This is a genomic window from Bifidobacterium sp. W8103 (genome assembly GCF_016100775.1).
GTDB lineage: Bacteria > Actinomycetota > Actinomycetes > Actinomycetales > Bifidobacteriaceae > Bombiscardovia > Bombiscardovia choladohabitans.
The window spans coordinates 823,425-842,421 of the sequence record NZ_JACFRV010000001.1 but is presented as its reverse complement, the minus strand read 5'-3'; the positions used below and the strand labels follow the sequence as shown (position 1 = coordinate 842,421).

Sequence of the window (18,997 nt, the reverse complement as noted above, 5' to 3'; positions counted from 1 at the left end):
GAGATTTGGGACCTTTCGCCGTCATCGGACCTGTGCACGTGCCGAATGCTGCGGCGATGAGCAACTATGCCTGACTATGCCCATCCATCATCCCGGCAGGATGTTGGGATGGTGAAGCATTGGCCGCCGTCGCTGGTCTGTATGTGTCCGCCCCCATAGACTGAAACCAACCGTGAAAGGTGGCGAGGTCGATGGCCGATGGATTCAACCAGCTGGATCAGCGGCTGGCGGACAGCGGGTATGACGAGGGTCTGCCAGCCTCCTATCCTCCTCGCCCGGATATTGATGAGCGTCCCATTCAGATAGCGCATGCCAACATCTGGAGTCGGTTTGCCGCGGTCACGGGACTGGTCTCGGCCTTGGCGGGCGCGGCCTTAATGGCCCATGCCATAGCCCCCTCCAGGCTGGGGGTCATAGGTCAGGTGGGCATCTCGGCTTGGGTGGGTGTCTCCGTGGCCTTTGCCCTGTTGACCATAATTTTGGTCATCATAGCCCGTCACTCCGGACCAGTCCCGAACCGGCCATCGGTGGGTTCGGCGGGCATTATCCTTCTGATCTGCGGGATGCTCTTGACCCTGGCAGGCCTGCTCATTGCCAACTCTTCCCCCAAGGGCATCATCAAGGCTCCTGCGCGTGACGAAGCGCCCACCAGCTCGCCCCAGGCCATGACCGGCGGTATCGACAAGTCTGCTGGCCAGTGCGCTTCGGGTTGGCATGACATCAGCCCGGGCGGGTATGTAGGCATCTCCCAAGCCCGGTATTGCACGGATACGACCATGGCCTACGTGGTCTTCGACAACGATTCGGCTGCTTCCCTGGCCAAGGGGCCTATCCGCGCCAGCGTGCCCGACCTGCTCTCCCGCTACGGAGGCGGGTTGCAGCCTCAGGATCTATGGCTGCTGACCGGCAAGCGTTGGATGGTGGTGGGTAGCAAGGCCCAGGTGACCGGACTGCAGAGCCAGTGGGGTGGCCAGGCCGAGCCGCTCATGGGCCAGCATTGAATGACCGGGCCGGTCGACTATCGTGGCAGTTATGGATCAAGCACAGAAGGATGACGGCGGATTGGTGGGTCGGCCCTCTACGGTGGTGCCCGGACGTTTTGGGCAGGAGCTCAAGGTCGAGAAGGTCCGTTGGTCCCGCAAGCAGGGCACGGGCAACCCCTCGCGGCCCATTTTTGTACTCATGCACGGCTGGGGCTCCAACGAGGAGGACATGGCCGACCTGATGCGTTATGTGGCCCCTTACAACGACTACGCATCCCTGCGGGCGCCCATGGTGGTGCCTGGTAGCGAGCGCGGCATGTTCGGCCCTGGCTACACCTGGTTTCATGATATGCGTCCCGAGCAGGAGGACCTGGATCGGGATGGTTACGCAGCGGCTCGCGCTGTGGATGCTTGGGTTTCAGCCAACATCCCCGAGGACCGACCTGTGGTGGCCATGGGCTTCTCCCAGGGAGCCATGCTGGCTGTTCATCTGCTTCGGGTCAACCCAGAGCGCTACCGGGCCTCCATATGCCTGTCCGGGTTCCTGGCCCCGGGCCTGGTGCCCGGCACCGCTCCGGCGGATGAACGCCTGGCTGGCTTGAACAAGCCGGTCTTTCTGGGGTTCGGCTCGGATGACACCACGGTGCCCAAGTACGAATTCCGCGCCCTGGCCGCCTGGCTGGATGAGCACGTATGGCTGCACACCACCGAGTATGACCACCTGGAACATGCCGTCGACATGCGCGAGATGAACGACCTTCGTCAGTGGCTGGGCGAGATCGACGTGACCTCGGGCCTTATGTAGATCGGATCAGAGGGCCGAGTCGGCGTCGACTTGCATGACGTAGACGTTGCGGCGCATCTTCCTGGCCGTCGTGCGTGAAATCTCCCCGGATTCGACCATGTCCTGGATCTGGCTCAGCTCGATGGCGTAGCCCTCGCGCTTGGCCTCCTCCACCTGATCCCTGACGGCAGGTATCCCCGCGTATTCGGTCTTTCCCTCCGCCGAGGATTCAATCATCTGGTGGTTGATGATGGTGTTCAGCAGGTCTTCGGTCTTGAAGCGGCCCTTGCCCAGCTCGGAGTAGAGCTTTTCGATCAAGAAGTGGTTCATCTCCGCCTGCAGATGGCGTCCTGCCACGTAGACCCGGTCCTTGTCTATCGGCTGGGTCAGGTGCTTCAGTCGGTGGAACTGGCTGTGCAGCAGGCCCCTGAGTCGTCTGCGAGCCGTGTAGGCCCTCCAGCGGAGCTCACCGCCCCTGTCCAGGTGGAAGAGGGATCCGGATATGGTGGATAGGATCCTGCGGGCGGCCTGTTCCTGGCTGCGCAGATTCAGCAATTCGTCCTGGTCGTCTCCGCGCTCGCTGCGCCGGTCGATCAGCTGGGCGTCGGCATCCCTGTCGGCTACGGTCTCGGCCTCGGTGCTGGTCTCGGCCTCGGTGCTGGTCCCGGCCTCGGTCTCGTCCCCGGTGGCAGACTGCGTTGATGCAGGTGCCTGTTCTATGCCCGCGTCCTCGTTCCTGAGCCGCTCCTCCAGCTGATCCTGGGCCTCTTCGATCCGGCTGAGCCGCTCCTCCATGTAGTCCTGCTCCCACTCCATGGTCTGCACCTGCAGGTCCTGGAAGTCCTTGGGGGAGTACTGGCCGATCTGCGACTTGAGCTTGGCGATGCGGTGGTTGTACTGCTTGATCACCTGCTGGATGGCCAGCCGGTTCTCGTCAGTGATCCTGCTGGAGAGTTCCCGGACTGTGCCCCTGAGCACCTTGATGGATTTTTCGACCTGTTGGGCCGGCACCTCGCTGTTCTGTGAGGGAGCCAGCAGGGGCAGGGCGAAGTTGGCCAGCACCAGGGTGACGATGATGACCCCGGCGGCCACGAAGATCAGCTCGCTGCGCATGGGGAAGGCGGAACCGTCGTCGGTCATATAGGGGATGGTCAGGGCCAGGGAGAGGGTGATGGTTCCCTTGGGGCCGCCGAAGGTCATGACGGCAGCCGACCTGAGGAGCTTGGACGTGACCCGTGGTCTGCTGCCGGTTCCACGATCCTTGGTGAAGATCAGGACGCTGGCTGTCCAGAGGAAGCGCAGCACGATCACGGTCAGGCAGACCAAGGCGATGGTGGCCACCAGCATCCAGTTGCTGACCCGCCGGTCTCGCCAGCTGGTGCCCATGGCCGCCGGCAACAGCATGCCCAGAAGGACGAAGACTGCGCCGTTGAGGCTGAAGGAGAGCACCTTCCACACGCTGGACGAGACGATGTTGGCCTTGGAGGTATTGGGGCCCACTCCGGTGTGGTCGAAGCGGATCAGCAGTCCGGTGGAGACCACGGCCAGGACTCCGGACACATGCAGGATGTCCTGCCCGACCATGTAAATCAGGAAAGGCAGGAAGAGCTCCAGCAGGATCCGGGTAGTGGTGGTTTCCCAGCCCAGGCGGCGGGCCGACTCAAAGAGCCAGTTGACCACAAAGCCCATGATCAGACCGAAGCCGATGCCACCCACGAATTCGAGGAGGAACTCGCCCAGGGCCTTGGGCAGGGAGAAGGAGCCGGTCACGGTAGCCAGGATGGCGAACTGGAAGCCGATGACACCGGTGGCATCGTTGAAGAGCGATTCGCCGGCAAGGATTGAATGTTCGTCTGGCGTGAGGTCGGCGCTCTCCCCTAGTGAGGAGACGGCCACGGCATCGGTGGGCCCCAGGGCGGCGCCCAGGGCCATGGCCGCGGCCAGTGGGAACATGGGCCAGGCGGCATGCAGGATGACCCCCACCATGATCATGGTCAGGGCGGCCAGTCCGATGGCCAGGGAAAGAGAGGATCGCAGTCCCTTGAGCAGCTCCACCTTGTTGATGGTGTGGGCCTCGTAGTAGAGCAGGGGCGCGATGAACAGGACCATGAACAGCTCAGGGTCCAGCCGCATCCGCGGGAAAATGGGCAGCAGGGCCATTACTGCGCCCAGGACGATTTGAACCAGCGGGGTGGAAATCCGGGGAATGAACCTGGAGATGAAGGAAGAGACGAGGACGGCAGCAAGTATGCACAGAATGAGGATGAATGTTTCCACGGGCTTCCTTTCCGCCACGCAATCCCGGGCGGGCTGCCGCAGGCCCGACTAGCAGGGTTCGTTCGACCAATGAAGGAATCTCCGAGTGCAGGGTCGCATGAGGATCGACGTCGCACAGTCCATTATACGGAATGGTGATATCCAGGAACAGCATCAATGGACAATGTGCGCCAAATTGACACCTCAAGCCAAAATGGTGGACAGACTGCGCTCGCGATAGGCGAACATTTGTGAAAATCCGGCCCGGGGACCCCTCGTAAGCGCATGAAAGGCCGGCTTAATCGGTATACTCGTGAAGACCGGGAAGGCTCCGAACCTCCCAGAGGTGCACCGCTTGCGGCGGTTGATCATGGAGCCCCATCTCTTGACCCCGGGGACTTGCGTGCACGCTATTGTTTCCCCGATGCTTTTGGACATCCCCCGGTCCGGAAGGAAGATTGCAAGAACGACTGCAGAGGGTCGCATGCGGGGACAAATGACCGATCCGGTTTGGAAAGGCCAGGTTGACCGATGACATCATCCATGACATCTACAAACATTAAGAATCAGAACGCAGCGGCAGCAGGGTCCGACATGCGTTTCGACGACACCGATTGGCATAGCCTGGAGACCTCGGCTGTGCTGGAGACCCTGCGCACCGGGGACCAGGGTTTGGATACGCAGGAGAGCGCACGCCGACTGGAGCTCTTCGGGCCCAACAGCCTGGCCGAGGCCCAGACCAAACCCCGTTGGAAGCTCTTCCTGGAGCAGTTCGCCGGCCCCCTGATCGCCGTCCTGATGGTCTGCGGCATCATCACCATTTTTCTGCAGCACTATGTGGACGCTGCGGCCATTTTCCTGGTCCTTTTCCTCAATGCCATCATCGGCTATGTGCAGGAGTCCAAGGCCGACAAGGCCGTAGAGGCCCTGACCACCCTGTCCACCCCCACCACGCGGGTGGTGCGTCAGGGCCGGATGGAGCAGATTGACGCCGACCAGCTGGTGCCGGGCGACCTGGTCCTCCTGGAGAGCGGCGATCGCATCCCCGCCGACCTGAGGCTGATCGAAGCCCTCCACCTGCGCATCGACGAGGCCATGCTGACGGGCGAGAGCGAGGATGCCAAGAAGAATACGGACCCCGTGGACCGCGATGCAGCCCTGGGCGACAGGCACTGCATGGCCTTCTCGGGCACCATGGTCACCAGTGGCCGTGGCCGAGGTCTGGTGGTGGCCACCGGCTCGGACACCGAGCTGGGCGAAATCAACGATCTGGTCCATGTGGCCAAGGGTCGCACCCCCCTACAGCGGATAATCCACCGCACCGAGGTGGCCATCGCCGTCGCCGTCATTCTGGTGGCCATCTTCGTCTTCATCGGCGGAGCCATCCTCAATGGCGACGCTACGGGGGCCTTCCTGTCTGCAGTCTCCCTGGTGGTGGCCTCCATGCCAGAGGCCCTGCCCATCGTGCTGACGGTGGCCATGGCCTTGGGAGTTTCGAGGATGGCCGAATACCATGCCATCGTCCGCTCTCTGCCGGCCGTTGAAACCCTGGGTTCCATCACCGTCATCGGCTCGGACAAGACCGGCACGCTGACCCAGAACCGTATGACCGTGGAACAGTTCACCCTGGGCGGCGGCCAGCCCGTCCCCGTCGAGGGCCTGGACCTGGGCAAAGCGGCTGTATCCGACGACGACCGTATGCGTGGTCTGGCCGCACTTGCTCGGGCCGGGGCTCTGACCAATGAGGCCCACCGGCAGCCGAATGAACAAGGCGGCATCGAATACAGCGGCGACGCGGTCGATATGGCCATGGCCCGCCTGGCCGACCAGACCGGGGCCGTGACCGCCGAAGACCTGGAGGCTCCTATCGTCATGGAGACCCCCTACGAGCCGGAGCTGCTCCACTCCATGACCATTCGCCGCAGCCCTGACGGCACCCTGACCCAATACGTCAAGGGCGCCCCGGACGCGGTCATGGCCATGAGCCGAACCATGCTGGACCCGGATGGCCAGGTTGTTCCCCTGGACACCCAGGCCGTCCACAAGTCCTACGAAGCCATGGGCTCCCAGGGGCTGCGCGTCATAGGCGTGGCCAGCAGGGTCCTTTCCCCTGACCAGGATCCCGCTTCCCGCCGTCGACCAGACGATCTGACATTCCTGGGGCTTGAGGGCATGCTCGACCCGCCTCGACCCGGCGTGCGCGAGGCCATCGCCGACTGCGCCGGGGCCGGCATCCGTGTGGTCATGATCACCGGCGACCACCCGGTGACCGCAGCCGCCATAGGCCGCCGACTGGGCCTTGAGCACACCGACCAGGCGCTGACCGGTAGCGAGATGCTGGAGATGAGCGACGAGGTCCTCCGGGCCCGTCTGCGCGAGACCTCCATCGCCGCCCGCGTTTCCCCCCAGGACAAGCTGCGCATTGTGGAGGCCTTGCAGGATGAGGGCCATGTGGTGGCTGTGACCGGCGACGGCGTCAACGACGCCCCGGCCCTGAAGGCCGCCTCGGTGGGCATCGCCATGGGTCGTTCCGGCACCGACGTGGCCCGGGAGGCAAGCGATGTGGTCCTGACCGACGACAACTTCGTCACCATCACCCAGGCCGTGCGCCAGGGGAGGGTCATCTTCAAGGCCATCCGCGGATCCGCCTACTTCCTCCTGTCCACGGCTGCAGCCGCCATGATCGCCGTCGGGGTCAATGTGATCTCCGAGGAGCCCCTGCTCTTCCTGCCCCTGCAGATGCTCTGGATCAACTTCGTGACCAACGGTGTCCAGGACATCGCCCTGGGATTCGAGCCTGGCAACGGGGATGAGCTGGAGTCGCCCCCACGCTCGTCCGGAGAGGGCCTGCTCTCGCGGGTGCTCTGGGCGCGACTTGCCGTCTGCGGGCTCTGGATGGCCACCTGCATCCTGGTCCTCTTCCGCCTCAACATCAACGCGGGAATGGATCTGGCCCACGCCCGGACCATCGCCCTGACCCTGCTGGTCCTCTTCAACTTCTTCGTCGCCATGTCGGCCCGGTCCGAGAACAGGCTGATCTTCCAGCTCAACCCCTTGGACAACACCTTCCTCCTGGTGGCCTCGTTCGTGGCCCTGGGCATCCATGCGGGGGCCATGTATCTGGCTCCGGTTGCGGGCGTTCTGGGCATGGCTCCGCTGAGTGCAAGCCAGTGGCTCATCTGCCTGGTGATTGGACTGACGGTCCTGATCTTCAGCGAGGGCGACAAGATGGTTCGTGCCTTCCTGGCCAAGCGTGGCATCGGCACGTCCGGGCGGCCCAAGGGCCATCTGCACCATGTGCGCCGCCGCATCGCGGGCATGATCAACTGAACCGACCTGTCGGGCTGGACTGTCAGACTGAACCCGTGCAAGAACGGTGGAAGGCGCCCATGGAGGAGGCCCTGCGGCTGGCCGGCATAGCCGGAGACCGGGGGGATGTGCCCGTGGGCGCCTTGGTCTTGGATGCCTCGGACCGGGTCATCGGCCGGGGCTTCAACCAGCGGCAGGCCCTGGGCCGTCCCCTGGCCCACGCCGAGATGGAGGCCATCGGGAAATCCGACGCGGGCTGGGACTTGGCCGGGTGCACCATGGTCGTCACCCTGGAGCCCTGCCCCATGTGTGCAGGAGCCCTGATGGCCTGCCACTTCAGCAGGGTGGTCTTCGGCGCCTGGGACCCCAAGATGGGAGCCTGCGGGTCGGTCTGGGATCTGCCCCGTGACCCGCACACCGGAACGAAGGTCGAGGTGCTGGGCGGTGTGTGCGAACAGGCATGCGCCGGGATCCTTGCCGGCTTCTTCGCCCGGCACTGCCGGGACTGAGTCCCGTTTTCAGCGGCGGTTGTGATTGGCCCTGTACCGCTGGAAGGCCGGGGTGACCTGGAGGGCCGCCCAGATGCAGCGCAGGACGATCAGGCAGAGGTAGGCGGCGAACAGGTTTGCGCCCACTCGCGCGCTGACCCCTGAGGCCGCCCAGGTGCCCACCGGCGTGGTCAGAGCGGCCACGATTCCCAGAAGCAGCCCCTGACCGGCGTGGACCAGATGGTGGCGCAGGTTGGTGAACGTTCCCGACAATGAACTGGGCAGGATGGCCAGCAGGGAGGTTCCCCTGGCGATCAGGTCGCTGGCGCCCAGCAGGGCCAGGGCCGGTACTGCGATGGCTCCGCCCCCAACGCCCAGCAACCCTGACAGGGTTCCAATCAGGACGCCGACCAGCAGAATGATCAGGGTCACCGCCGGACTCAGCCGGATGCTGCTCTCCCTGGAGGGCGTGGACAGCAACTGCTGGGCAATGACTGCCATCAGGAAGCCCACGTAGAGCCACCTGAGTATCACCTCAGGAAGCCGGTCCAGCAGCCAGGTGCCGATCTGCGCCCCAATGACCGTGCCCACGGCCAGCAGCAGGGCCGCCAGCCAGTCCACATGTCCTCCCAGGGCGTAGGAGGCCACGCCGGCCAGCGACATGGGGATCATGGAGGCCAGTGAGGTGGCCGAGGCCTGCCGTTGCTGCAGTCCGGTCCACACCAGGGCCGGCACGATGATCGATCCGCCGCCGATGCCGAACATCCCCGACAGGAATCCGCTGATCACGCCCACCAGGACCAGGATGGCCAGGGTCCGCCGGTCCATCCTTCCGGCTCCGCTCTGCTCTTTCTGCATGGGTTCCAGCCTAGGTCGACGTTTTCTCCGGGATGACAGGATGTCCGCGTATGCGGCCAAGTCCTCCAAGGTGCAGGAATCCGGGCGTATTCCAGTCCTTATGTCCACCATGCGACCGTTGCCTCGGTTCCCTTCTGCCGTCTCGGCATACTGCTTGGTATCCCCCGGGCCGGTCCCCGGAGGTGCGTTGCCTAATCAAGAGAACAAAGAGGGTGTGTTTCGATGCGTTATACGGTCATAGGTGCCGGAGCCATGGGCTATCGTCTGGGCGTGCTGCTGCAGGAGCAGGCCGGCCTGCAGGTGGATTTCGTGGATACCTGGATGCCCAATATTGACAAGGTTCATGACCAGGGAGGCGTCTATGTTTCCCGCGATCATGAGAATCGGCATTTGGTGCCCGTCAACATTTACACCCCCGAGGACTACAAGGGCGACCCCGACGTCTGGATCGTCATGCTCAAGCAGATGCAGCTTGAGGGGGTCCTGGAGCGTTGCGCACCGCTCTTCCGCGACCATCAGGTGGTCTTCTCGGCCATGAATGGCTGGGGGCACTTCGACAAGCTGCTCAAGTACTTCCCCAAGGAGCGCATCTACGGCGGCACGGCCATGATCGGCACGGTCCTCAATGGGCCGGGCGACGTGGACTTCATCGGCAAGTCCGGGGGCGGTTCCATGCACCTGTGTGCCATGACCGAGCAGACCACCGACCTGGAGCGCCGGATGGCCGAGGACTTCAAGGCCGCCAACCTCAACCCCATCCTGACCGAGAACTTCGAGGGCACCTGCCTGGCCAAGATCATCTTCAACTCGGTGGTCAACACCATCTGCACCATGTACCAGATCACCATGGGCCAGTTCATCTCCTACCCGGGGGCCAAGGACATGTCCCGCCAGCTGATCGACGAGGCCTATGACGCCTGCGAGCGGGCCGGCAAGCAGTTGATTCAGACCCGCCAGGAGACCCTGGACGAGGTGGACTACGTCAGCCGCGTGGGCAACCCGCTCCACTACCCCTCCATGTACCAGGACATGTCCAAGGGCCGTCCGACCGAGGTGGACTACATCAACGGCTACCTGGCGCGCCTGGGCCGCGAGCATGACTACGTCTGCCGGACCCAGGAGTTCCTGACCCACGGTGTCCACCTGGCCGAGCTGGCCTTCCGCGTCCACCATGAGGAGCAGTCCGATCAGGGGTGATGCCAAGGGGCTACTGAGCAGATTTCCATGAATTACTTTCCCAAGTAAGAAAAACACGCACTTCCAGACAAGTTAGCCGCGGGCCCCTAGCATGGAGCCTAATTTATCAGTGTCGGCGACCGGCATCGCCGGGCTTATGGCGGAGGTGTCATGGAGGATCATCGCGACGGCCCAAGGATGGGGTCTTATCGGAGCAAATCGAATCCGGGGGTTCCCCTCAGGTTGGTTTACATGGAGCAATCCGGGTTGTCCCTTGCCGTCCTCTTCCCGGGGAAGGGTCTGCCGCGGATAGTTCACTGGGGCGATCCAGTGGCCGATCCGCAGGCCCTTCTGGGAACCTACGACGCTCTGGCCCCGCAGCGGGTCTCGGGAGGCCTGGATCTGACGGCCTGGCCCAGCATCCTTCCGACCCAGTCCGAGGCTTGGACCGGACAGCGCCGACTGCGTATCAGCCGCGGCGGTGTTGAGGTCTTTTGCTGCTTCCAGGTGGAATCAGTCGATCTGGGTGCAGAACCGATCCGGCCTGACGACTCCGCTGTTCCGACGCTGAAGGTTCGGGCCTGTGATCGGGACCAGGGCGTGGGGCTGACCTGGCATTGCCAGGTGCTCCCGTCCGGTCTTGTCAGGCAGCGTGCAGACCTGTTCAACCTGGATAGGGTCAGAGATCTGGATGTCAACGGCCTGGAGCTGGCTTTTCCTTTGCCGGCCGAGGCAACCGAGATTTTGACCACCACCGGTCACCACCTGCGCGAGCGCAGTCCACAACGTCAGCCCTTGACCGTAGGCCGTCTGGAGCGTCCAAGCCTGGTGGGCCGGCCGGATTTTGACTCCTCCCTGGTCATGTGCGCTGGTCGACCCGGGTTCGGATTCGAACATGATGAGGTATACACAGTCCACTTGGGCTGGAGCGGCAATGGTCTGCTCAGCGCCGAGAGGATTCCTTCGGCTCCCGCATCGCTGGGCGGCGGCGAGATTCTGATGGCCGGGGAGATCACGCTTCCTCCTGCTGGCGGTCATTCCGACCAGCCGGCGTATTCCACGCCCTGGCTCTATGGTTCCCGTGGCAAGGGGCTGGACCAGGCGGCCAATCGGTATCATGCTTTCCTGCGGTCCATGCATCCTGGGTTGGCCTCGCGTCCCAGACCCGTCACTCTGAACACCTGGGAGGCGGTCTACTTCGACCAGTCCTATGACAAGCTGGCTGCCCTGGCTGAACAGGCCGCCCGTATAGGTGTGGAGCGTTTTGTCGTTGATGACGGCTGGTTCCAGGGCAGGCGTTCGGATGAGTCCGGGCTGGGGGACTGGTCCATCGATCGGCAGGTATGGCCCGAGGGGTCTAAGAGCCTGGAAGCCCTGGCTGCCAGGGTGCATCAGCTGGGAATGGAATTCGGCCTCTGGTTCGAGCCCGAGATGATCAGTCCGGACTCAAACGTCTTTCGCGAACATCCTGACTGGGTCATGTCCCCGAGGCCTTCCCGGCTGCCCGTCGCAGGACGCAACCAGCAGGTCATGGATCTGACCAATCCCGATGCCTTTGCCTATGTGTTCGAGGCTATGGACTCGCTCATTGCGCTTATGGGCATCGACTACATCAAATGGGATCACAATCGCTACGTGACCGAGGCCCGCTCTCCCCGGTCAGGACGTCCTGCCGTGCATGCGCAGACCGAGGCGGTCTATGGAATCATGCGTGACCTGAAAACCAGGCATCCCGGCTTGGAGATAGAGTCCTGCGCTTCAGGGGGCGCCCGCATCGATCTGGGCGTATTGCAATATGCCGATAGGGTCTGGGTTTCGGACTGCGTTGATCCGGTCGAGCGGGCCGACATCCAGCGGTACACATCCCTGCTGGTGCCGCCGGAGATGATGGGTGAGCATGTGGGTGATTCCCCGGCCCATTCCACCGGCCGCGCAACCTCGCTCGGTCTGCGTGCTGCCATGGCTTTCTTCGGTCATATGGGCGTGGAATGGAACCTGCTTGCCGTGCCCCGGGATCAGCTGGATGAGCTGAGGCGCTGGATCGATTTTTACAAGCAGTGGAGGCATATGCTGCACACCGGTCATGTAGTACACGGCGATGCTCCAGACCCGGCTGTCCGCTTGGATGGGGTGGTCTCTGCTGACGGCTCGCAGGCACTCTACCGCTTCACCCAGTTGACCTCCTCGGTCAATTACCCCCCGCAGCCCTTGGCGCTTCCCGGCCTGGACCCCAAGGCTGACTACCGGATCAGGCCCTTGGATGTCTGCTGTGACCTGGATCGGATCGGCAACGGACAAAGCCCTCTGGGCTGGTGGCGTCCCCAAGGCGTGGTCCTCCCGGGTGCGGCCTTGGGCGCTCAGGGAATCCGGCCACCGGTCATCCATCCGGCGGAGGCAGTGATTTTTGAAGCGAGCCGTATCTGAATCCGTCCAGCCGCTTCCTCGCTCATTCGGGCTTATCGGTCTCTTCGGGACCCTGCAGGTACCGGGCGATTGCTCTGGCCGCGGGGGCTTGGGCCCAGCGGAGCCAGTCGCCGTCGATGATCTTCACGGGGACATCGACCATCTGGCTGTGGCGGAATGAGGCCGTGCCCTTGCGTACGGATTCGGTACACCTCTTCATCAGATAGGAGGTCTCCCCGCCCACCAGAACCTTCTCGGGCAGGGCCACGTTGGCCACCAGGGCGATCAGCACCCCTAGCCGATAACCGGTCAGATTGAGCAGGGTCTCCGCCTGCGGCATGTCCTCCTCCAGGTCTTTGACCAACTTGTCAAGGCCGGCGGCCTGGCCGATGGCATGCGAGTACTGTTCAGCCAGGGATCCTGTAGTCAGGCACTGGGCGCAGCCGCGATGGCCCAGATAGCAGACCGGTCCGTCCGGATCCACCAGCTGATGGCCGATCAGCCCAAAACCCTCATCCGGCGAGGAGACGGGCACGCCGTGCTCGCTTAAGGCATAGCCAATGCCGGATCCCATGGTGATCAGAGCGAACCGGTCCAGCCCGATGCCCTCGCCAAACCATCCTTCGTACAGGGCCAGGGCATCGAGGTCATTGAAGACCAGACAGGGCAGATTACATGTGTCCTCCATCTGGGCGGCAAGATCAACGGGCTCGCTCCAATGCAGGAAGGGGGCGTAAGTGACGACCCTGTCCTGCTCCGCCCGCCCGCCCAGGGAGATGGCAAGGCCGGAGGGGCTGGGCAGCCCGGCCTGGCTGATTTCGCGCACGCAATCCTGAGTAAGGTCTGACAGCATCCTTACGACCTGGCCCGGGCTCCGTTGCCGAATGTGATGACTGTGGGACCGGCCGACGGGTCGGCAGGCCAGGTCCGTCGCCGTGGCCAGCGCGGTGCCACCGTGAAGGTTTATGCCGATGAAGGTCTTGGCTTCCCGGCGGATGACCAGGGCCTGCTGTGGCCTTCCTACGCTACCGGGACCATGCTTGCGGCCATCCTGCCTTCCTGGTTCGTCTGCCTGCGGTAGAGTGCCGGCTTCCCTGATGACCCCGCGGTGTGTCAGATCGTTGGTGATGCGCGATACGGCACCCTGGGTCAGGTTGAATCGCCGCGCCAGAGCCACTCTGGAGATCGGGCCGTGCTGGAGGATTTCAACGGCGATGCGGTGGGTGTATTCGGAGGCTGTGAACCAGGATGGGAACGGCCGTGCCTCTCCTGAGCGGTCGGTGTTCTCGTGGTGGTTGGATCTCTGGTTGTCTCTGTCGGCCACGGCGCCTCCTTACGGACAAACCCCATACACTGAACAGCCTATCCTAATTACTTTCTTAACGAAAGGAACTCGCCGGGACTGGGAATGAAATATCCCGGCCCCTTATGCTGGTCCGCAGAAGCATCTAGGTCATTGCTGCCCGTGCGGATGGTAAAGGAGCCAAATATGAAGGATATCGGCAGTAGGGAAGGATTCGGGCTTGGTCGAATGACGACCTGGATTCGTAACGGAGTCGCCTCACTCCTGGCTCTGTTGACCATCGTGGCCATGGCGGGCTGCGGCTCAGCAGGTTCAGGCGTGGTCACCCTGGACTTCTTCCAGTTCAAGTTCGAGGCTGCGGACCAATTCAAGGCCATGGTGGCACAGTTTGAGAAGCAGAACCCTGACATCCGGGTGAACATCAACAATTCGGCCGACGCCCAGACGGATCTGCGCACTCGTCTGGTTAAAAACCGGGTGCCCGACGTCATCACCTTCAACGGTGACATCAGCTTCGGCATGTTCGCGGCATCCGGGGTCTTCCATGATTTCACTGACGATCCCCTGGTCAAGGAGCTCAATCCGGGCATGGTGTCGATAGCCAGGAATCTGGTCCAGACCAAGGATCCTTCGGCCAAGCGCCTGTATGGTCTGCCCTTTGCAGGCAACGCCAGCGGGTACATATACAACAAGACGCTTTGGCGAAAGGCGGGGGTCGACCCTGACAATCCGCCGCGTACCTGGTCGGAGTTCACGGCAGTCATGGACAGATTCAAGGATCAGGGCATCGAACCTGTGCAGGGTACTCTCTCCGATTCCTGGACCGCCCAGGCTCCCTTGGCGTCTCTGGCAGGGACCCTGGTCCCTGAGAGCAGGTACAGGGATCTTCTGGCCGGGAAAACCGATTTCAAGACCCTGTGGACACAGCCGGCTCGGCGCGAGGTCGAGCTCTTCAGCCATTCCACCGGTGACAAGGGCGTCACCTACCAGCAGGGCACTCAGAATATGGCCAAGGGCAAGGTGGCGATCCTGCCCCTGGGAACATACGCCATACCGCAGATCAGGATGATCGATCCGGATGTGGACCTGGGATTCGCCCAGATGCCGGCCAATGATTCCCCCTCCCAGCAGATACTGACGGCTGGCGACGACGTCATGCTGACCATGGGCGCCAACACCAGGCATCCCAAGGAGGCCATGCGGCTGATCCGTTATCTGATGCAGCCCCGGCAGCTGCGCACGTATGCAAAGGCCCAGACGGCCTTCACACCGACCAGAAAGGTGGAGGCAGGCGATCCGGCCCTGAACGGGGTTCTTCCCTTCTTCCAACAGAACCGCTTGGCCGACTTCTGCGACCATTACATCCCCTCTTCCATCAATATCGGCGGCTATCTGCAGACCATGGTCACCAAGGGGGATGTGGATGGCTTCATCGGTTCCATGCAGAACGAATGGGACAAGGTCCAAGCAAGGAACTTCCAATGATGAAAGGTCAGGACTCAGACATGGCACAATCCAAGACCGTCGGCGTTCACACTGCTGACGTAACAGCCAAGGCCAGAAAGCGGCCTTCAAGGTTCTCCAATCGCAAGGTGGACCGCGCCTTCTACTGGATGGCGGTCCCCGCCGCTCTGATTTTTGCGCTCTTCCTCTATGTGCCCTTCCTCCAGGGTGTGGCCTACTCCTTCACGAATTCGCAGGGATACGGGCGCTATTCGTGGATCGGCTTCAAGAATTACGGCGCCCTCTTCCGTGATGGCCGCGTGGGCCACGCCTACCTGTTCACTCTGTTGATCGCCATCCTGATCACCCTGTTGGTCAACTTCATCGCCCTGTTCATCTCGGTGGCGCTGAATGGGAAGATCGCCTTCAAGAACGGGTTCCGGGTCATCTATTTCATCCCCTACACGCTCTCGGTTCTGGTCATCGGCTATGTCTTCAAATACATCTTCATGACGCCCCTGCCGGCTTTTGGCAAGGCCCTGGGCATCGGTTGGCTCTCCCAGTCCCTGCTGACCAGCGAGCACTATGCATGGATCCCCATCGTCTTCCTCTCGGTCTGGCAGGCGGTGGCTTATTCAACACTGATATATCTGGCGGGTCTGCAGACCATCGACTCGGAGGTCTATGAGGCCGCATCCATCGATGGCGCCAACGAGTGGCAGAAATTCTGGAGGATCACCTTCCCCCTGATCGGCCCATTCTTCACCATCAATCTGGTGCTGACTCTGAAGAATGCCTTCAACACCTTCGATCAGGTGGTGGCCCTGACCGCAGGGGGACCGGATTCCAAGACCGAAACAGTCACCTACCTCATCTACAAGGGCGGCCTTACTGGAGGGGAGTACGCCTACCAGACGGCGAACGCGGTCATGTTCTTCATCGTCCTGGCCGTGATCGCGTTCATCCAGCTGGGCATTTCCAGAAGAGGGGAGAAGATCTGAGATGGCACAGACAGCGCTTATGCAGCCGCAGACACCGGCACAATCAGCAGGAAGAGGGGGAAGGCGACATGGGGGATTCCCGGGGTCGCGCCTCAAGAGGGTCAACTGGTGGCTGACGGCCACCGTGGCTGTCCTCTCCCTGACGATTCTTGTGCCGCTCTACTTCACCGTGGTCACGGCTCTGAAGACTCCTGCGGAAGCCGGAACCTTCAGTCTGCCCTCTTCCTGGCAGTGGCACAATTTCGCCGATGCCTGGAACAAGGTCAACTATCCCAAGGCCGCGCTGAATTCGGCCATCGTCACGGTCTGCGCAGTGGCACTCACCCTGCTGACCAACACCTTCGTGGCCTATGCCGTAGCCAGGAATATGGACAAGCGCTTCTTCCGCTTCCTCTACTACTTCTTCATCGCGGCCATGTTCGTCCCCTTCCCAGTGGTCATGCTTCCCATCGCCAAGCAGTTCGGCAGCTGGCACCTGGACAACGTGCCCGGTCTGATCCTGCTCTACGTGGTGTTGGGCCTGGGCACCAATCTCTTCATCGCCACGGGGTTCATCCGATCCATCCCCACCGCTCTTGAGGAGGCCGCCCGCCTGGACGGCGCAGGTACCTGGAGGATATTCTGGACCATCATCTTCCCTCTGATGGGTCCGATCAATGCGACCATCGCCATCACCACGGCTCTCTGGGCCTGGAACGATTTCCTCATGCCGTTGATCGTCTTGACGGATCAGACCAGCCAGACCATCCCTCTGGCGCAGTATGTCTTCAGCTCCCAGTTCGCCACCAACTATCCGATGGCCTTCTCCAGCTACCTGATGGCTCTGGCGCCCATCCTGATCGTCTACTTGTTCGCGCAGAAGTGGGTCATCAGCGGCGTTATGAGAGGAGCTGTCAAATAGCCCCGCCAGGACAGGCGGTCAGGGCAGCCTATAGTGGAGGTCACAGAACAAGGAAGTCCCAGGAATCCAATCTTCGTGAGGAGGACCATGACCCAGAAAGAACGCATGCAGCTGCCCGATCGGGTACGGACCAACGGAGCCACCCCCAATCCCTGGTGGGCCAACGCGGTGGTCTACCAGATCTATCCACGGTCCTTCCAGGACACCAACGGCGACGGCTACGGCGACCTGCCGGGCATCACCCAACGGCTGGACTACCTGGCCGACCTGGGCGTGGACGTGATCTGGCTGAGCCCGGTCTACAAGTCCCCCCAGGACGACAACGGTTATGACATCGCCGATTACCAGGACATCGACCCCATCTTCGGCACCATGGACGATATGGACGAGCTTCTGGACCAGGCCCACCGTCGGGGGATCAAGGTGGTCATGGACCTGGTGGTCAACCACACCTCGGACGAACACGCCTGGTTCCAGGCCTCCCGCAACAGGGAGGACCAGCACGCCGACTGGTACTGGTGGCGTCCCGCCAAGGCCGGCCACGAACCCGGCACCCCGGGCGCAGAGCCCAACCAATGGGGGTCCTACTTCGGAGGCTCCGCCTGGCAGTACGATCCGCAGCGCGGCGAATACTACCTGCACCTGTTTTCCAAGAAGCAGCCCGACCTCAACTGGGAGAACCCCCAGGTCCGGCAGGCCGTCTTCGACATGATGAACTGGTGGATGGACCGGGGTATCGACGGGTTCCGCATGGATGTGATCGTCATGATCTCCAAGACCGTCGACTCAGAGGGGCGTCTGCCTGGCGAGGATGGATCGGCCATCGCTGACGGTCCTGTAGGGCCCGAGGGATACTCGTCCTCGGTGCCCTTCTGCGTGGACGGCCCCAGGCTGGACGAATTCCTCAGACAGATGCGCAGCCAGGTCTTCCAAGGCCGACAGGGCTACCTGACCGTGGGGGAGGCTCCCAGCCTGGCACCTGCCCGCAGCGGGCAGATCACCGATCCCGCCAGCCACGAGCTGGACATGCTCTTCCTCTTCACCCAGACCGAGGTTGACACGGGGGACAGCAAGTGGGACATCCGCCCCTTCCAGGTCTCCCGGCTCAAGGCGGCCATGGACGAGCAGCAGCAGGCTGTGGCCAAGGCCGGATGGGCCAGCCTCTACTTCGACAACCACGACCAGCCCAGGATCGTCTCCCGTTGGGGCGACACCTCCAGCGAGGAGCTGCGCTCGCGTTCGGCCAAGGCCCTGGGGCTCCTTTTGCACATGCACCGGGGGACCCCCTACATCTATCAGGGCGAGGAGCTGGGCATGACCAACGCCGGCTTCACCAGCCTGGATCAATACCAGGATCTGGAGTCCATCAACCTCTACCACCAGCGTGTCGACCAGGCGCACGAGCAGGATCCGGAGTCCATGATGGCCGCCCTGGCCTATATGAGCCGCGACAATGCCCGCACCCCCATGCAGTGGGATTCCACCAGGTTCGCCGGCTTCACGGCTCCATACGCCCCCAAGGAGCCCTGGCTGGCCGTCAACCCCAATAGGGACAAGGTCAACGCCAAGACTGAGCAGCGTGATCCGGATTCGGTCCTGGCCTTCTACCGGGAGCTGATCCGCCTGCGGCACACCAATCCGGTCGTGGCGGCCGGTGACTTCACCCTTCTGGATCCGGATGCGGACCAGATCTACTCATTCACCCGTTCCCTGGACCAGGCGCCCGAGCCCAAGTCGGGACCCGAAGCTGACAGCGTTCTGGACGCCCTGCCCTGCCAGCGCCTGCTGGTTGTGGTCAACCTGAGCAGCCGCCCGGCCTCACTGCCGCCTGAAACCGCAGCGCTTCTGGGCCTGGACCAGACCGGGTTCACCTCCATGGCCCTTGGAGCGGTGGACCCCGACCGGATCCTCATATCCACCTACCGGCCCGAGCAGACTGCCAGCTCCCTGCTGACCGGCCGCCTGTCCCCCTGGGAGGGTTTCGTCTACCGACTCTGAGGAAAACCCCGCCGTCGGCAAGTTTTCCCGGCTAGAGTGGAAGTCAGCGATGCCCTGATGGGCCTGTACGGACCGGTTGGGTCCCCGGGTCCCG

At 62.7% G+C, this 18,997-nt stretch carries 13 protein-coding genes; 10 read left to right on the top strand and 3 right to left on the bottom strand.

Features of this window, described 5'->3' with window-relative positions; genetic code table 11:
* Positions 1-191: 191 nt before the first annotated feature.
* On the top strand, positions 192-1,001 hold the full coding sequence (locus H3U90_RS03175) for a hypothetical protein (RefSeq protein ID WP_198177011.1): 810 nt from the start codon (positions 192-194) through the stop codon (positions 999-1,001).
* A 31-nt stretch (positions 1,002-1,032) separates the two neighbouring features.
* Positions 1,033-1,788, top strand: coding sequence for an alpha/beta hydrolase (locus H3U90_RS03170; protein ID WP_154313710.1), 756 nt, complete (start codon positions 1,033-1,035; stop codon positions 1,786-1,788).
* Between the two features lie 6 nt (positions 1,789-1,794).
* Here the strand turns inward: H3U90_RS03170 and H3U90_RS03165 are convergent, their stop codons facing one another.
* Positions 1,795-4,044 (bottom strand): cation:proton antiporter domain-containing protein, encoded by a 2,250-nt coding sequence (locus H3U90_RS03165; RefSeq protein WP_198177010.1) that lies wholly within the window; start codon positions 4,042-4,044, stop codon positions 1,795-1,797.
* A gap of 522 nt (positions 4,045-4,566) precedes the next feature.
* Here H3U90_RS03165 and H3U90_RS03160 point away from each other — a divergent pair.
* Both H3U90_RS03160 and H3U90_RS03155 read left to right on the top strand, forming a co-directional pair.
* Positions 4,567-7,353, top strand: coding sequence for a cation-translocating P-type ATPase (locus H3U90_RS03160; protein WP_232340495.1), 2,787 nt, complete (start codon positions 4,567-4,569; stop codon positions 7,351-7,353).
* Between the two features lie 59 nt (positions 7,354-7,412).
* On the top strand, positions 7,413-7,841 hold the full coding sequence (locus tag H3U90_RS03155) for a nucleoside deaminase (RefSeq protein ID WP_198177598.1): 429 nt from the start codon (positions 7,413-7,415) through the stop codon (positions 7,839-7,841).
* A 9-nt stretch (positions 7,842-7,850) separates the two neighbouring features.
* Here the strand turns inward: H3U90_RS03155 and H3U90_RS03150 are convergent, their stop codons facing one another.
* A complete protein-coding gene (locus H3U90_RS03150; protein WP_269748676.1) occupies positions 7,851-8,789 on the bottom strand; it encodes a sulfite exporter TauE/SafE family protein in 939 nt (312 codons plus the stop codon).
* A 111-nt stretch (positions 8,790-8,900) separates the two neighbouring features.
* Here H3U90_RS03150 and H3U90_RS03145 point away from each other — a divergent pair, with 111 nt between their 5' ends.
* Together H3U90_RS03145 and H3U90_RS03140 are read left to right on the top strand one after the other, a co-directional pair.
* Positions 8,901-9,875, top strand: a complete 975-nt coding sequence (locus H3U90_RS03145; RefSeq protein ID WP_198177007.1) for a ketopantoate reductase family protein — start codon at positions 8,901-8,903, stop codon at positions 9,873-9,875.
* Between the two features lie 177 nt (positions 9,876-10,052).
* Positions 10,053-12,278: an alpha-galactosidase gene (locus H3U90_RS03140; protein ID WP_198177597.1), complete on the top strand. Its 2,226-nt coding sequence runs from the start codon at positions 10,053-10,055 to the stop codon at positions 12,276-12,278.
* Between the two features lie 22 nt (positions 12,279-12,300).
* On the opposite strand, the gene H3U90_RS08280 is transcribed toward H3U90_RS03140, so the two are convergent.
* Positions 12,301-13,581, bottom strand: a complete 1,281-nt coding sequence (locus tag H3U90_RS08280) for an ROK family transcriptional regulator (RefSeq protein WP_198177006.1) — start codon at positions 13,579-13,581, stop codon at positions 12,301-12,303.
* A 207-nt stretch (positions 13,582-13,788) separates the two neighbouring features.
* Here H3U90_RS08280 and H3U90_RS03130 point away from each other — a divergent pair, with 207 nt between their 5' ends.
* The 4 genes from H3U90_RS03130 to H3U90_RS03115 all read left to right on the top strand — a co-directional run bounded on the left by H3U90_RS03130 (position 13,789) and on the right by H3U90_RS03115 (position 18,903).
* On the top strand, positions 13,789-15,045 hold the full coding sequence (locus tag H3U90_RS03130) for an ABC transporter substrate-binding protein (RefSeq protein ID WP_198177596.1): 1,257 nt from the start codon (positions 13,789-13,791) through the stop codon (positions 15,043-15,045).
* Between the two features lie 20 nt (positions 15,046-15,065).
* The gene (locus H3U90_RS03125) at positions 15,066-16,004 is read left to right on the top strand and encodes a carbohydrate ABC transporter permease (protein ID WP_198177005.1); all 939 of its coding nucleotides are present in this window, start codon (positions 15,066-15,068) and stop codon (positions 16,002-16,004) included.
* 1 nt (position 16,005) lies between these two features.
* A complete protein-coding gene (locus H3U90_RS03120; protein WP_232340497.1) occupies positions 16,006-16,905 on the top strand; it encodes a carbohydrate ABC transporter permease in 900 nt (299 codons plus the stop codon).
* Positions 16,906-16,992: 87 nt separating this feature from the next.
* Positions 16,993-18,903 carry a glycoside hydrolase family 13 protein gene (locus H3U90_RS03115; protein ID WP_198177004.1) on the top strand — a complete coding sequence of 637 codons (1,911 nt, stop codon included), beginning with the start codon at positions 16,993-16,995 and terminating at the stop codon, positions 18,901-18,903.
* Positions 18,904-18,997 lie beyond the last annotated feature (94 nt).

Coding starts and splice junctions, on each gene's coding strand:
- H3U90_RS03175 (WP_198177011.1), top strand. CDS start 192: ATGGCCGATGGATTCAACCAGCTGGATCAGCGGCTGGCGGACAGCGGG.
- H3U90_RS03120 (WP_232340497.1), top strand. CDS start 16,006: ATGGCACAGACAGCGCTTATGCAGCCGCAGACACCGGCACAATCAGCA.
- H3U90_RS03145 (WP_198177007.1), top strand. CDS start 8,901: ATGCGTTATACGGTCATAGGTGCCGGAGCCATGGGCTATCGTCTGGGC.
- H3U90_RS03150 (WP_269748676.1), bottom strand. CDS start 8,789: ATGGTGGACATAAGGACTGGAATACGCCCGGATTCCTGCACCTTGGAG.
- H3U90_RS03125 (WP_198177005.1), top strand. CDS start 15,066: ATGGCACAATCCAAGACCGTCGGCGTTCACACTGCTGACGTAACAGCC.
- H3U90_RS03170 (WP_154313710.1), top strand. CDS start 1,033: ATGGATCAAGCACAGAAGGATGACGGCGGATTGGTGGGTCGGCCCTCT.
- H3U90_RS03140 (WP_198177597.1), top strand. CDS start 10,053: ATGGGGTCTTATCGGAGCAAATCGAATCCGGGGGTTCCCCTCAGGTTG.
- H3U90_RS03130 (WP_198177596.1), top strand. CDS start 13,789: ATGACGACCTGGATTCGTAACGGAGTCGCCTCACTCCTGGCTCTGTTG.
- H3U90_RS03115 (WP_198177004.1), top strand. CDS start 16,993: ATGACCCAGAAAGAACGCATGCAGCTGCCCGATCGGGTACGGACCAAC.
- H3U90_RS03155 (WP_198177598.1), top strand. CDS start 7,413: ATGGAGGAGGCCCTGCGGCTGGCCGGCATAGCCGGAGACCGGGGGGAT.
- H3U90_RS03160 (WP_232340495.1), top strand. CDS start 4,567: ATGACATCTACAAACATTAAGAATCAGAACGCAGCGGCAGCAGGGTCC.